We start from the raw sequence: 14,330 nt of genomic DNA, 5'->3' as shown, positions 1-14,330 counted from the left end.
CATAACAACAACAAAAGAAAGAGACCGACCATGCACAAGGTTATCTTTGACACGGATCCCGGCGTCGACGACGCCATGGCGCTGCTGTTCCTGCACAACCATCCGGAAATCGACCTCATCGGCATCACCACCGTCTTCGGCAATGCCGCCATCGAGACGACGACGCGCAACGCGCTGTTCCTCAAGCGCGAATGGGGCATTGCCGCCCCGGTCGCCCGCGGCGAGGGCAAGACCTACAACCCGATGCGCAACCCCACCGACTGGCCGGTGATGATCCACGGCCATGACGGGCTCGGCAATATCGACGTGCCGGAGACGATCGACCTGCCCGTCGATCCGCGCCCGGCGCACCGCTTCATCATCCAGAGCGTCAGGGCCAATCCGGGCGAGGTGACGCTGATCGCCGTCGGTCGCATGTCGAACCTTGCCTATGCGCTGAAGGAAGACCCCGAGATCGCCGGCCTCGTGAAACAGGTCATCATCATGGGTGGCGCCTTCGACGTGCCTGGCAACATCACCCCCGCCGCCGAAGCCAATATCCACGGCGACCCGGAGGCCGCCGACGTGGTGATGACCGCGCCGTGGAAGGTCGTCGTCGTCGGCCTCGACGTGACGATGAAGACCGTGATGACCCGCAAGCGCCTCGCCGAGCTCACCGCACAGAACGGCCGGCACCTCAAGCTGCTCTCCGACATCTCGCAGTTCTACATCGACTTCTACGGCCAACACGTGAAGGACGAAGGCATGGTGGTGCACGATAGCTGCGCCTGCATCTACCTCGTCGCGCCGGACCTCTTCACTAAGCGCCCCGGCGCGATCCGCGTCGTCGCCGGCGGCATCGCCGACGGGCAGACCATCCAGAAGCCCGACGCCCGCAGCTTCCCGCCCGGCAACTGGGACGGCCTGCCGAGCCAGCACGCCTGCATCGGCATCGATGCGGAAAAGGTGATGGCCCTGCTGGACGAGACGCTGGTGCGGTAAAGCGGACGTAGCCGCCCCTCACCTGCCTGCCGGCATCCTCTCCTTGGCTGCGGAGCGAGGAGCGCTGGAGGCACGGGCTTCCCGCCTTCATGATGGTTTGAGGAAACCGTTGCAACACCCCCTTCTCCCCGCTTGCGGGGAGAAGGTCCCGGCAGGGGGATGAGGGGCAGCCCCTGCGGTATAGCCCTGCCCCGTCAGCCCGCCGTCGCCGGCAATTGCCAGTCGATCGGCGTGCGGCCGTGCCTGACGAGAAATTCGTTCGCCTTGGAAAAAGGCCGCGTGCCGAAGAAGCCGTTATGCGCCGACAGCGGCGAGGGATGCGGCGAGCGCAGCACGAGATGGCGGCTCTTGTCGACAAACGCCGCCTTCTTCTGGGCATAGGAGCCCCAGAGGATGAAGACGACGGGCTTTTCCTGCTCGTTGACGGCGCGGATGACCGCATCCGTGAAGCGCTCCCAGCCGCGCCCCTGATGCGAGGCCGCGCGGCCCATCTCCACCGTCAGCACGCTGTTGAGCAGCAGCACGCCCTGCCGCGCCCAATGCTCCAGGAATCCATGGCGGGCCGGCGGAATGCCGAGATCGTCCTGCAATTCCTTGTAGATATTGACGAGCGACGGCGGGATGCGCACGCCCGGCTGCACGGAGAAGCACAGGCCATGCGCCTGCCCCTCGCCGTGATAGGGATCCTGCCCGAGGATGACAACGCGCACCTCGTCGAGCGGCGTCAGGTCGAGCGCGCGGAAATATTCCGCTCCCTTCGGGAAGATGCGCCGGCCCTCCTGCTTCTGCTCCAAAAGGAAGCTCTTCAGCGCGGCCATGTAGGGGCTGGAGAATTCCGCCGCGAGCGGCGCCTTCCAGCTCTCTTCGATCTTTATGTCCGTCGCTGCCATCGTCCTCTCCTTCGGGAGGAAGAGTTTAGCGCCGCACGGCGGAAAGGACCGGCCGAACAAACGGTCATCCACAGCTAATCTCAGGCGACGCCCAGCACCGCCATGAGGCTCTTCATGCGCGCGGCGGCAAGCTCCGGCCTGTCGAGCACATTCGCCCGGTCGGCAAGGCGGAAGACATCGGCATAGTGCAGGACGCCGCGGGCGGACTGCATGCCGGCCGGCATGGTGAAATGATCCTGATGGCCGTTCAGCCAAGCGAGGAAGACGACGCCCGCCTTGTAATACTGCGTCGGCGCCTCGAAGATCTTGCGCGACAACGGCACGGTCGGCTCGATGACCGCACGGAAGGTCGCGACATCGCCGGCGGCAAGCGAGGCGAGCGCCTTCGACGCCTGCGGCGCGACCGCGTCGAAGATGCCGAGCAGCGCATGGCTGTATTTGCGCCCGTCGCCCTCGATCAGCTCGGCATAGTTGAAATCGTCGCCGGTGAAGCAGAGCACGCCCTCCGGCAGCCGGTCGCGCAGCGCCACCTCGCAGGCATTGTCGAGCAGGGAAATCTTGATGCCCTCGACCTTGTCGCGGTTCTCCTCGATGATCGAGAGCACCGCATCGAGCGCCGGCCCGAAGGCGTCCGAGCCCCAATAGCCTTTGAGTTGCGGATCGAACATATCGCCGAGCCAGTGCAGCACGACCTTGTCCTTCGCCTGGCCGAGAATACGGCCATAGACCTTGCGGTAATCGTCCGGCGACTCGGCGATGCGGGCAAGCGCCCGGCTCGCCATCATGATCGCGCGCCCGCCATGCTTCTCCACGAAGCCGACCTGCTCCTCATAGGCCCCGACGACATCGTCCAGCGAACGGGCGGCAGCGGGATCGAGATGATCCGTGCCCGCGCCGCAGGCAAGGTCCACGCCCGGCACCGTCTTCGCCTCCGCCAGCGAGCGGCGGATCAGCTCCTGCGCGCCGGCCCAGTCCAGCCCCATCCCGCGCTGCGCGGTATCCATCGCCTCGGCGATACGGAAGCCCAGCGACCAGAGGTGATGCCGGAAGGCCATCGTCCGTTCCCAGTCGACAGCCGGCGCCTCCCACGGCCGCGCATCGCGGCGCGGATCGGAAACCACATGGGCCGCGGCATAGGCGATACGGTTGAAGCGCGGCGCAGCGGCGGGCCGCTCCGTCGGCGTGCCCACGAGCCCATAGGCTTCGATGCCACCATCGGCACGCGGCAGGGAAAGGCTGATCGACATGGAGTCCTCCCGAGGGTTTTGAAGGGCAATAATTTAGATCGTTCCAAATTTCAAGAGTGATTTTGAGGGAGAATGTTCGGCGTGGGGCGGCACTTGATATGCCGGGGCGGCGGCCTGACGCCGCCAGTTCGATTGGATTACCCGAAGTCCGGAAGCCCCCCTCCCGACAAGCGTTCAGCTCCCCAGCCCTCAACTCTTACCTCTCACCTCTTACCCCTCGCCCCTTCCTCTCCTCACCTTTCCAGCCATACGAGCTTCCCCGATCGCCGGTCCTATCGAGACCGCCACTCTCTCTAGCCGCCAAGAGGCCCTTCCGGCCTGTATCCACAGCATTGGCGACGCTTCCCGCCCTCAGCCTCCCACCCCTCCGCCGTCATCCTCGGCCTTGAGCCGAGGATCCACCGCAGCCGGCTCTTGGATGCGGCGTGGATGGCCGGGTCAAGCCCGACCATGACGACAGAGAGGGAGTGCCGGATGGAAGGCAAGGGTAAAAACAGGATGACAGGAGAAGAGCGGAGATCGAAAGCAAGCTTGGAGAGCGGAGAGGCAATCGCAGATGCGGCACGCCACCCGTCAATCCTCCAACATCGCGCTTGACAAATTTGGAACGATCCAATTAATTACCCGCCAACAAGCGGGCAACAGTACCCCGCGCCGGAGGATGATCGTGAACAAGAGCCGAGTGACCGTCGTCGATATTGCGCGCGCCGCCGGCGTGTCGAAGTCGACCGTTTCGCTCGTCCTGCAGGCAAGCCCGCTCGTCAACGAGGCGACGCGCGCCAAAGTAAACGCGGTCATCCGCGAGCTCGGCTATGTCTACAATCGCGGCGCGGCGAACCTGCGCCAGTCGGCCTCCTCGCGAATCATCGGCATCATCGTCAACGACCTTACCAACTCCTTCTTCGCTGAGCTGGCGGTCGGCATGGACATGGTCATGCAGTCGGCCGGCTACGTGCAGTTCCTGTCGAATTCCGCAGAAAGCGTCGACCGCCAGCGCGAGGTCATCGCCTCCATGCGCGAACACGGCATTTCCGGCCTGATCCTCTCGCCCGCCCGCGGCACGGAAGCGGCGGACCTGAAGCCGCTCGCGGCGAGCGGCATTCCCGTCGTCGCCGTGGTGCGCAACGTGATAGGCGCGAAGATCTCCTCGCTTCTTTCCGACAATTATGCCGGCGCGAAGGATGCGGTTCGCCATCTCGTTTCGCTCGGCCACAGCCGCATCGCCTTCCTCGGCGGCATTGCCAACACGACGGTCTTTGCCGAACGCGTGCAGGGCTGGCGCGATGCGCTTGCCGAAGCGGGCCTGGAAGCGCCGGATGCGCTGGTCATCGGCACGACGGCCTCGCGCGCCGGCGGCGTCGCGGCCATCGAGCGTGCCCTGCTGCTAGCGAACCAGCCGACGGCGGCGCTCTGCTTCAACGATGCGGCGGCCTTCGGTGTCTGCGACGGGCTGCGGGCCGCCGGCAAGGAGCCCGGCCGCGATTTCGGCGTGGTCGGCTTCGACGACGTGATCGAGGCCGAGACCGCCGTGCCGGCGCTGACGACGGTGTCCGTCGATCCGCAGGGCATGGGCCGGCGGGCGGCGCAGCTTCTCTTGAAACAGATCAATGCGGGCCGGGTGGAGCCCGAGGCCATCGTCAGCTCCGTGCGCCTCGTCGTGCGCCAGAGCTGCGGCGCCGGCCAGAAGACGAGGAGGATGTCGGCATGACGCGATGGGGACTGATCGGCGCGAGCACGATCGCGAAGGAATGGGTGATAAGCGCGATCCGCGCGACGGGTGGCGAGGTCGTCTCGGTGATGAGCACCAGCGCCGAGCGCGGCAAGACCTATGCGGCCGAGCAGGGCATCGCCAAAGCGGTGACGACGCTCGATGCGCTGGTGAACGATCCGGAGGTCGACGCCGTCTACATCTCCACCACCAACGAGCTGCACCGTGACCAGGCGCTCGCCGCCGCGAAGGCCGGCAAGCACATCCTCTGCGAAAAGCCGCTCGCCATGGCGCTGGAGGATGCCCGCGCCATGGTGCAGGCCGCGAAGGATGCCGGCGTCGTCATGGCGACCAACCATCACCTGCGCAATGCCGCCACGCACCGGGCGATGCGCGAGGCGATCAAGGCCGGCCGCATCGGCACGCCGCTTGCCGCCCGCGTCTTCCACGCCGTCTACCTGCCGCCCCACCTGCAAGGCTGGCGGCTCGACAAGCCGGAAGCCGGCGGCGGCGTGATCCTCGACATCACCGTGCACGATGCCGACACGCTGCGCTTCGTGCTCGACAGCGACCCGGTGGATGCCATCGCCTTCGCGCAGGCCGGCGGCATGGGCAAGGCCGGGCTGGAGGACGCCGCGATGGGCGTGCTGCGCTTCGAGAACGGCGTCATCGCCCAGTTCCACGACGGCTTCACCACCAAATTCGCCGAGACGGGCCTTGAGGTGCACGGCACCGACGGCTCGCTGATCGGCCGCAACGTGATGACGCAGCGCGCCGCCGGCACCGTGACGCTCCGCGATGCGAGCGGCGAACATGACCTGCCGCTCGACCACAGGAACCTCTACGAAACCGCCCTTTCCGCCTTCCACGCCGCCGTCGCCGGCAAGGGCCGGCCATCCGCCACGGGCGAGGACGGCATCTGGTCGCTGGCAACGGGCCTTGCCGTCGTTGAGGCGGCCCGCACGGGCAGGACCGTCCGCATCGAAACCGGATTCTAGACCATCATGAGCAAGCATATCACTCCGCGCCAGGCGGCGGACCTCATTCCCGACGGCGCCGTCGTCTCGGTCTCCTCCTCCTCCGGCCTCGGCTGCCCGGACCTGACGCTGAAGGCCATCGGCGAGCGCTTCGAGGAAACCGGCCACCCGCGCGACATCACGACGCTGCATCCCATCGCCGCCGGCGACATGAGCGGCATCAAGGGCATCGACTACATCGCGAAGACGGGCCTGCTCGCCAGGGTGCTGGCCGGCTCCTATCCGTCCGGCCCGTCCTCCTCGGAGCCGCCGCTGATCTGGCAGATGATCACCGGCAACGAGATCCCGGCCTATAACATCCCCTCCGGCATCCTCTTCGACATGCACCGCGAGGCCGCCGCCAAGCGCCCCGGCGTCATCACCAAGGTCGGCCTCGACACCTTCGTGGACCCGACTCGGCAGGGCTGCGCCATGAACGACAAGGCCGCGGCCGAGCCGATCGTCGAGAAGATCGCCTTCGCCGGAGAGGAATGGCTGTATTTCAAGGCGATCGCGCCGGAGGTCGCCATCATCCGCGCCACCACGGCCGACGAGCGCGGCAACCTCACCTACGAGCACGAGGGCGCCACCCTCGGCGGGCTCGACCAGGCACTCGCCGCGCGCAACAATAGCGGCATCGTCATCGCACAGGTCAAGCGCATGGCCAAGGAAGGCTCGCTGAAGCCGCATGACGTGCGCGTGCCGGGCGTATTGGTCGATTACGTCGTGGTCGATCCCGAGCAGAAGCAGACGACGCAGACGCTCTACGACCCCGCCATTTCCGGCGAGATCTTCCGCCCGCTCGACAGTTTCCGCGTGCCGGAATTCAACATCCAGAAGGTCATCGCACGCCGCGTGGCGCAGGAGCTGGAGGCCGGCAGCGCCGTCAATCTCGGCTTCGGCATTTCCGCCAACGTGCCGCGCATCCTCATGGAAGAGGGCCTGCACGGGGCCGTCACCTGGGTGATCGAGCAGGGCGCGGTCGGCGGCGTGCCGCTGCTCGACTTCGCCTTCGGCTGCGCCTCCAATGCCGATGCCTTCATGCCCTCGCCCTATCAGTTCACCTATTTCCAGGGCGCGGGCTTCGATGCCTCGCTGCTCTCCTTCCTGGAGATCGGCAGGGACGGTTCGGTCAACGTCTCGAAGCTCTCCTTCCGCCCGCATGTGACGGCGGGCTGCGGCGGCTTCGTCGATATCACGGCGCGCGCCAAGAAGGTCGTCTTCTCCGGCATGTTCAATGCCGGCGCGAAGCTCGCCGTCGAGGGCGGCAAGCTCGTCATCGAGAAGGAAGGCAAGCTGAAGAAGCTGGTCGACGAGGTCGAGCACGTCACCTTCTCCGGTCCGCGCGCCGTGGCGCAAGGGCAGGACATCACCTATGTCACCGAGCGCTGCGTGATGAAGCTGACGCCCGAGGGCCTCATGCTGACCGAGATCGCGCCGGGCGTCGATCTCCAGGCGCATATCCTCGACCAGTCGGAATTCGCTCTGATCGTCTCGCCGGACCTCAAGGTGATGGATGCGGCCCTCTTCACCGATGCGCCCATTGGCCTGACGCTGCCCGAAAAGGCGCCGCGCCGGCTTGCGGAGACGCACCATGGCTGAGCCGCGCATCCGCATCGACATCGACGGCCCCGTCGCGACGATCACCGTCGCGCGGCCGGAAAAGCTGAACGCCTTCGACATCGACATGCTGAAGGAACTGTCCGCCGCCTGCGACACAGTGGAAGCCAATGCTGGCGCGCGCGTCGCCATCCTCACCGGCGAGGGCAAGGCCTTCTCCGCAGGCGGCGACATCCGAGCCTGGGCCGGCATGGAGCCAAACGAATTCGGCCATGCCTGGGTGCGCTTCGGCCACCGCGTCTTCGAACGGCTGGCGACGCTGCGCATGCCGCTGATCGCCGCCGTCAACGGCCATGCGCTGGGCGGCGGGCTGGAACTGGCGGCGGCGGCGGATATCCGCATCGCCGAGACCCAGGTGAAGATCGGCCTGCCGGAAGCCGGCCTCGGCATGGTGCCGGGCTGGTCCGGCACGCAACGGCTGGTGAAGCGCTTCGGCGCGCAGGCCGTGCGGCGCATGCTGCTCGGCGGCGAGGTGCTGACGGCGGCGGAAGCGGCAACGCTCGGCGTCGTCGATCAGGTCGTCGAGACCGGAACGGCCGTCGAGGCCGCCAGGGCCTATGCGGCGCGCATCGCTTCGCGCGGGCCGGCGGCGACGGAGATTTCCAAGCTGATGATTTCCGTGGCGAACGGCGAGGACAATGGTGCGGCGGTGGAAGCCCTCGGCTCCATCCTCGTCGCCAAGACCGGGGACCTCAAGGAAGGCGTCGCCGCCTTCACGGGAAAGCGCCCCGCAGACTTCAAGGGAGAATGGTGATGACCGCGCATGTGAAACCCAAGGCGATCGACGATTTCAAGGCGCGCGACTTCCGCATGCTGATCGACGGCGTCTGGACGGAAGGCGCCGGCAGCGCGCTCGAACGCGTGGCCCCCGGCCACGGCGTCGTCGTCAGCCGCTATCCGGCCGGCACGAGGGCCGATGCCGAGCGCGCCATCGCGGCTGCCAGAAAGGCTTTCGATGAAGGCCCGTGGCCGCGCATGACGGGCGCCGAGCGCTCCAACATCCTGCTCAAGGCCGCCGATCTCATCGCGGCGAAGGCCGACGAGCTCGCCTTCCTCGATTGCATCGAGAGCGGCAAGCCGATCAGCCAGGCCAAGGGCGAACTTTCCGGCGCGGCCGATATCTGGCGCTATGCCGCCGCCCTTGCCCGCGACCTTCACGGCGAGAGCTACAACACGCTCGGCGAAGGCACATTGGGCGTCGTGCTGCGCGAGGCCATCGGCGTCGTCTCGATCATCACGCCCTGGAACTTCCCCTTCCTGATCGTAAGCCAGAAGTTACCATTCGCGCTCGCCGCCGGCTGCACGACGGTCGTCAAGCCTTCGGAACTGACTTCCGGCTCGACCCTCCTTCTCGGCGAAATCCTCATCGAGGCGGGCGTTCCGGCCGGCGTCGTCAATATCGTCACCGGCACCGGCCCGGAAGTAGGCAGCGTGATGACGACGCATCCCGATGTCGACATGGTCTCCTTCACCGGCTCCACCGGCGTCGGCCGCCTCACCATGGCGAATGCCGCGCAGACGCTGAAGAAGGTGTCGCTGGAACTTGGCGGCAAGAACCCGCAGATCGTCTTCCCCGACGCCGATCTCGACGCATTCATCGACGCCGCCGTCTTCGGCGCCTATTTCAATGCCGGCGAGTGCTGCAATGCCGGCTCGCGGCTGATCCTGCACAGGTCCATCGCTTCGGAAGTGACGGCGCGCGTGGCGGAGCTGGCGAGGAAGGTGAAGGTCGGCGATCCGCTCGATCCGACGACGCAGGTCGGCGCGATCATCACGCCGCAGCATCTCGAAAAGATCGGTTCCTATGTCGACGGCGCGGCGAAGGCCGGCGCGTCGGTGGCGCTGGGGGGCACGGCGCTCGATCTCGGCCTCGGCCAGTTCATGGCCCCGACGATCCTTTCCGGCGTGCAGCCGGACATGGCGGTCGCCCGCGAGGAGGTGTTCGGCCCGGTCCTCTCCGTGCTGACCTTCGAGACGACGGACGAGGCGATCCGCATCGCCAATGCCATCGACTACGGCCTTTCGGCCGGCGTCTGGAGCCGCGACTTCGACACGTGCCTCACCATCGGCCGCAAGGTACGCGCCGGCACGGTCTGGATGAACACCTTCATGGACGGCGCGTCGGAACTGCCCTTCGGCGGCTACCGCCAGTCCGGCCTCGGCCGCGAACTCGGCCACCATGCCGTGGAGGACTATACGGAGACCAAGACGCTCAACATGCATATGGGCGCGCGCACCGGCTGGTGGATGCCGCGATGAAAGACACCTTCCCGACAACTACGGCTGGGATCGGCTCCGCCGCCCGCTCAGGGCGTCGGGAAGCTGAATTGCGGGCTTTGCAGCAGGGTGAGCTCACCCGCCGGCTCGCCGGCTATGCGCTTCAAGAGCAACCGGCCCATGGCCTCGCCGGCCGCCGTCAGGTCCTCGTAGATGGTCTCGACCTTCGGCTGGATCTGGCTGAGCAGGCGCGAGGTCTGCTTGGCGACGATGTCGTATTCGCCGCCGAGGGCAAGGCCGTTGTCGCTCATGCCGGTGATGGTCGCGAGCGCGGAGACTTCGCCGGGACAGGTGAAGCCATCCGGCGGATCGGCCTCGGCGCTGCGGCGGCGCATATGGTCGCGGATCATGTCGGCGGGGCTGTCGAGATCGAGAGCCTCGGGGATCTCGTAGGCGATGCCCGCCTCGCGCACGGCGGTCATGAAGCCGTGCAGCATGTGCTGGTGGAAGGTCAGGCGCCTCGGCGGCAGGATGATCGTCACCTTGCGCCGGCCCTTGACGATCAGGCGCTTCGTCGCCTCGTAGGCGAAGGCGAAGTTGTCGTAGTCGACGAAGGCATGCGGGGTGGAGAATTCCGTGCGGCCATGCGTGATGAAGGGAAAGCCGTTCTCCAGCAGCAGCCGCACGCGCGGATCGAAGGGTTCGGTGCGCGAGAAGATCAGTCCGTCTGCCATGCCGTTGCGGATGATGTAGTTGACCGCATCGACATTGCTGCCGTCGAGGAAATTCGGCGTGACGATGAGATGGTAGGGCGTCGCCTGCAGGGCGCGCGCAAGGCCATGCATGACGGAGGTGCCGAAGCCGAGGATTTCCTCGTGCGGATCGAGCAGCACGGAAATGACATTGGTGCGGCCGGTCTTGAGGCGCTGGGCGGCGCGGTCCGGCAGGTAGCCGATCGCCGCGGCGACCTCGTGCACCCGGCGGCGCGTCGCCTCGGAAATCTGCGGCGCATTGCCGAGCGCGCGCGAGACCGTGGTGATCGCAAGTCCCGTCATTTCCGCGATCGTCTTCAGCGTCGGCTTGCCGGCTCGAAGCGTGCTGCGGGCGGGGTCACTGTCGGCGGGCTTTTCGATGCGGGACACGGATACGCTTCTTCGGATGGCGTCAGTCAATTGGCGGCACCATATCGATGCGCCCGGCATTCGGCAATCTTGCGCTGCACAGAATTTAAAACGATTTCACTGCGCCGCACAAAGCCATTCGGAACGGCTGACCTGCCTGCGCTTCCGGAATTTACCGCGTTTATCGAGACAGCCGCCGGTCCGTGCCATCGCGGCTTGACTCCGCAAATTTACAACGTTTTAAATTGGCGCGGCACTTTGAGCCATGGACCAGATTCCGACGCGCCTTCGGGCCTCGGGGAAATCGGCGGGAGGAGGCTCTCGCCCTCGAACTTGCAAACGGGAGGAATACGATGCGCAAGTTTCTGACGACCACCGCAGCGATTGCGGTGCTGATGGGCATGGGCGGCACCGCCGCCCGCGCAGCCGAGAATGTGGAAGTCCTCCACTGGTGGACTTCGGGCGGTGAGGCCGCCGCGCTCGACGTCCTCAAGAAGGACCTCGAATCCAAGGGCATCTCCTGGACCGACATGCCCGTCGCCGGCGGCGGCGGCACGGAAGCCATGACGGTGCTGCGCGCCCGCGTCACGGCCGGCAACGCGCCGACCGCGGTGCAGATGCTCGGCTTCGACATTCTCGACTGGGCCAAGGAAGGCGCGCTCGGCAATCTCGATGACGTCGCCGCCAAGGAAGGCTGGGACAAGGTGATCCCGACCGCCCTGCAGCAGTTCTCGAAATATGACGGCCACTGGATCGCCGCGCCGGTCAACGTCCACTCCACCAACTGGATGTGGATCAACAAGGAAGCGCTCGACAAGGCCGGCGGCAAGGAACCGGCGAACTGGGACGAACTCGTCGCCCTGCTCGACAAGTTCAAGGAACAGGGCATCACGCCGGTCGCCCATGGCGGCCAGCCGTGGCAGGACGCGACGATCTTCGACGCGGTCGTGCTCTCCTTCGGCAACGACTTCTACAAGAAGGCCTTCATCGACCTCGACCCGGAAACGCTGGGCAGCGACCAGATGAAGGAAGCCTTCGACCGCATGACGAAGCTGCGCTCCTATGTGGACGACAACTTCTCGGGCCGTGACTGGAACCTTGCGTCCGCCATGGTCATCGAAGGCAAGGCCGGTCTCCAGTTCATGGGCGACTGGGCGAAGGGCGAGTTCATCAAGGCCGGCAAGAAGCCGGGCTCGGACTTCGTCTGCATGCGCTTCCCCGGCACGCAGGGCTCCGTGACCTTCAATTCCGACCAGTTCGCGATGTTCAAGGTCGCCGAAGACAAGGTTCCGGCCCAGCTCGCCATGGCCTCGGCCATCGAGAACCCGGTCTTCCAGTCGGCCTTCAACGTGGTCAAGGGCTCGGCCCCGGCCCGAACGGACGTCTCGGACGAAGCCTTCGACGATTGCGGCAAGAAGGCCATCAAGGACCTCGCGGAAGCCAACACCAACGGCACGCTGTTCGGCTCCATGGCGCACGGCCACGCCAACCCGGCCTCCGTCAAGAACGCGATCTACGACGTCGTGACCCGCCAGTTCAACGGCGAGCTTTCCTCCGAGGAAGCCGTGACGGAACTCAAGGCCGCCGTCGAGGCCGCGAAATAAGGCAAGGGCGCTGCCCTCACCCTAACCCTCTCCCTGCAAGCGGGGAGAGGGAATTGAGAGGGCACGGCAGACCTCCTTCTCCCCGCCTGCGGGGAGAAGGTGCCGGCAGGCGGATGAGGGGCACGGCCCCGCCGCCGCAAACACACGAATAATGGTGGTATCGACCATGGATAGCCGAAGCCGGCTGCAGGAGCTTCTGCCGAAGCTCGTGCTGGCACCCAGTTTCCTCATCGTGCTCGTCTTCGTCTACGGCTTCATCGCCTATACGGGCTTCCTTTCGCTGACGGACAGCAAGATGCTGCCCTCCTACAATTTCGTGGGGCTGAGCAACTATTCCAAGCTCTGGGCGCTGCCGCACTGGTGGCGGGCGATCTCGAACCTTGCGATCTTCGCCTCGCTCTACATCGTCATCTGCTCGGTGCTGGGCCTGGCGCTCGCCATCCTGCTCGACCAGAAGATTCGCGCCGAAGGTATCCTCAGGCCGATCTATCTCTACCCGATGGCGCTCTCCTTCATCGTGACGGGCACCGCCTGGAAATGGTTCCTCGACCCCGGCATCGGGCTTGAGAACACCATGCATCTGTGGGGCTGGGAGAGCTTTGCCTTCAACTGGATCAAGGACCGCAACTACGCCATCTACTGCGTGGTCATCGCCGCCGTCTGGCAGTCCTCCGGCTTCGTCATGGCCATGTTCCTCGCCGGCCTTCGCGGTGTCGACAACGAGATCATCAAGGCCGCGCAGATCGACGGGGCCTCCACCTCGACCATCTACCGCCGCATCATCATCCCGCTGATGCGCCCGGTCTTCCTCTCCGCCTTCGTCGTGCTCGCGCACCTCGCCATCAAGGCCTACGACCTCGTCGTGGCGCTGACCGGCGGCGGGCCGGGACAGGCGACCGAGCTGCCGGCCACCTTCATGTATTCCTACACCTTCACCCGCAACCAGATGGGCATCGGCGCCTCCTCGGCGATCATCATGCTGGTCATGATATTCTCGATCATCATCCCCTATCTCTATTCCGAAATCCGCGGAGGCAAAGGCCGATGAGCGCGCAAAGCCCCGACAACATCATCTCGCACGGCCGCCTGACGCGCGCCCTCATCTACACCGCGCTCATCGTCTTCGCGTTCTACTACCTGCTGCCGCTCTACGTGATGCTGGTGAACTCGCTGAAGCCGCTGGAGGAGATCCGCCAGGGCGGCATGCTGAACCTGCCGAAAGAATGGACGATCGAGCCCTGGATCTCCGCCTGGTCGACGGCACAGATCGGCGTGCAGCCGACGGGCCTTCGCCCCTTCTTCATCAACTCCATCCTGATGGTCGTGCCGGCCGTCGCGATCTCCACCATCATCGGCGCGCTGAACGGCTACGTGCTGACCAAGTGGCAGTTCAAGGGCTCGAACGTCTTCTTCGGCCTGCTGCTGCTCTCCTGCTTCATCCCGTTCCAGATCGTGCTGATCCCGATGGCGCGCATCCTCGGGATGATCGGGCTTGCCGGCTCGCTCTGGGGGCTGATCCTCGTGCACGTCGTCTACGGCCTCGGCTTCACGACGCTCTATTTCCGCAACTACTATGAGAACTTCCCGACCGAGTTGGTGCGCGCGGCGCAGATCGACGGGGCGAGCTTCTTCCAGATCTTCTACCGCATCCTGCTGCCGTCCTCCGGGCCGATCATCGTCGTCTCGGTCATCTGGCAGTTCACCAATATCTGGAACGACTTCCTGTTCGGCGCCTCCTTCTCCGGCGCATCGACGACGCCGATGACGGTGGCGCTCAACAACCTCGTCTCCTCGTCGACCGGCGTGAAGGAATACAACGTGCATTTCGCGGGCGCGATCCTCGCGGCGCTGCCCACCCTCATCGTCTACATAGTCTCCGGACGCTATTTCGTGCGCGGCCTGATGTCCGGCGCCGTGAAAGGATAA

12 protein-coding genes are annotated in these 14,330 nt (G+C 65.7%); 9 read left to right on the top strand and 3 right to left on the bottom strand.

Going from position 1 to position 14,330, the window contains the following annotated elements; translation table 11 throughout:
- The first annotated feature begins 30 nt into the window (after window positions 1-30).
- Window positions 31-981, top strand: coding sequence for a nucleoside hydrolase (locus L0976_RS04595; RefSeq protein ID WP_234186324.1), 951 nt, complete (start codon window positions 31-33; stop codon window positions 979-981).
- A 194-nt stretch (window positions 982-1,175) separates the two neighbouring features.
- Here L0976_RS04595 and ung read toward each other — a convergent pair whose 3' ends face one another.
- Window positions 1,176-1,871, bottom strand: coding sequence for a uracil-DNA glycosylase (ung, locus tag L0976_RS04590; protein ID WP_234186323.1), 696 nt, complete (start codon window positions 1,869-1,871; stop codon window positions 1,176-1,178).
- 80 nt (window positions 1,872-1,951) lie between these two features.
- Entirely contained in the window at window positions 1,952-3,118 is a 1,167-nt protein-coding gene (locus L0976_RS04585; protein ID WP_234186322.1) for a dihydrodipicolinate synthase family protein, read from the bottom strand.
- Window positions 3,119-3,785: 667 nt separating this feature from the next.
- Between L0976_RS04585 and L0976_RS04580 the strand changes: the two genes are divergently transcribed.
- From L0976_RS04580 to L0976_RS04560, 5 genes are read left to right on the top strand one after another with little or no spacing between them, the layout of a single operon-like run.
- Window positions 3,786-4,826: a LacI family DNA-binding transcriptional regulator gene (locus tag L0976_RS04580; protein WP_234186321.1), complete on the top strand. Its 1,041-nt coding sequence runs from the start codon at window positions 3,786-3,788 to the stop codon at window positions 4,824-4,826.
- Window positions 4,823-5,824, top strand: a complete 1,002-nt coding sequence (locus L0976_RS04575; protein ID WP_234186320.1) for a Gfo/Idh/MocA family protein — start codon at window positions 4,823-4,825, stop codon at window positions 5,822-5,824. The genes L0976_RS04580 and L0976_RS04575 overlap by 4 nt, the downstream gene beginning before the upstream one ends.
- A 6-nt stretch (window positions 5,825-5,830) precedes the next feature.
- Window positions 5,831-7,444 carry an acyl CoA:acetate/3-ketoacid CoA transferase gene (locus L0976_RS04570; protein ID WP_234186319.1) on the top strand — a complete coding sequence of 538 codons (1,614 nt, stop codon included), beginning with the start codon at window positions 5,831-5,833 and terminating at the stop codon, window positions 7,442-7,444.
- Window positions 7,437-8,216, top strand: a complete 780-nt coding sequence (locus tag L0976_RS04565) for an enoyl-CoA hydratase/isomerase family protein (protein ID WP_234186318.1) — start codon at window positions 7,437-7,439, stop codon at window positions 8,214-8,216. Before L0976_RS04570 ends, L0976_RS04565 begins: the two co-directional genes overlap by 8 nt.
- Window positions 8,216-9,721 (top strand): aldehyde dehydrogenase family protein, encoded by a 1,506-nt coding sequence (locus L0976_RS04560; protein WP_234186317.1) that lies wholly within the window; start codon window positions 8,216-8,218, stop codon window positions 9,719-9,721. Before L0976_RS04565 ends, L0976_RS04560 begins: the two co-directional genes overlap by 1 nt.
- A gap of 47 nt (window positions 9,722-9,768) precedes the next feature.
- Here the strand turns inward: L0976_RS04560 and L0976_RS04555 are convergent, their stop codons facing one another.
- Window positions 9,769-10,821: a LacI family transcriptional regulator gene (locus L0976_RS04555; protein ID WP_370643576.1), complete on the bottom strand. Its 1,053-nt coding sequence runs from the start codon at window positions 10,819-10,821 to the stop codon at window positions 9,769-9,771.
- Window positions 10,822-11,153: 332 nt separating this feature from the next.
- Between L0976_RS04555 and L0976_RS04550 the strand changes: the two genes are divergently transcribed.
- The 3 genes from L0976_RS04550 (at window position 11,154) to L0976_RS04540 (ending at window position 14,330) form a co-directional block, all read left to right on the top strand.
- Complete coding sequence (locus L0976_RS04550; RefSeq protein ID WP_203316181.1) at window positions 11,154-12,404, top strand: ABC transporter substrate-binding protein; 1,251 nt, start codon at window positions 11,154-11,156, stop codon at window positions 12,402-12,404.
- A gap of 166 nt (window positions 12,405-12,570) precedes the next feature.
- On the top strand, window positions 12,571-13,452 hold the full coding sequence (locus tag L0976_RS04545; protein ID WP_203316182.1) for a carbohydrate ABC transporter permease: 882 nt from the start codon (window positions 12,571-12,573) through the stop codon (window positions 13,450-13,452).
- Complete coding sequence (locus tag L0976_RS04540) at window positions 13,449-14,330, top strand: carbohydrate ABC transporter permease (RefSeq protein WP_203316183.1); 882 nt, start codon at window positions 13,449-13,451, stop codon at window positions 14,328-14,330. Before L0976_RS04545 ends, L0976_RS04540 begins: the two co-directional genes overlap by 4 nt.

The sequence above is a fragment of the Shinella sp. NM-101 genome, from assembly GCF_021401195.1.
In the GTDB taxonomy this organism is placed as follows: Bacteria; Pseudomonadota; Alphaproteobacteria; order Rhizobiales; family Rhizobiaceae; genus Shinella.
This window is presented reverse-complemented; position numbering and strand designations above follow the sequence as displayed.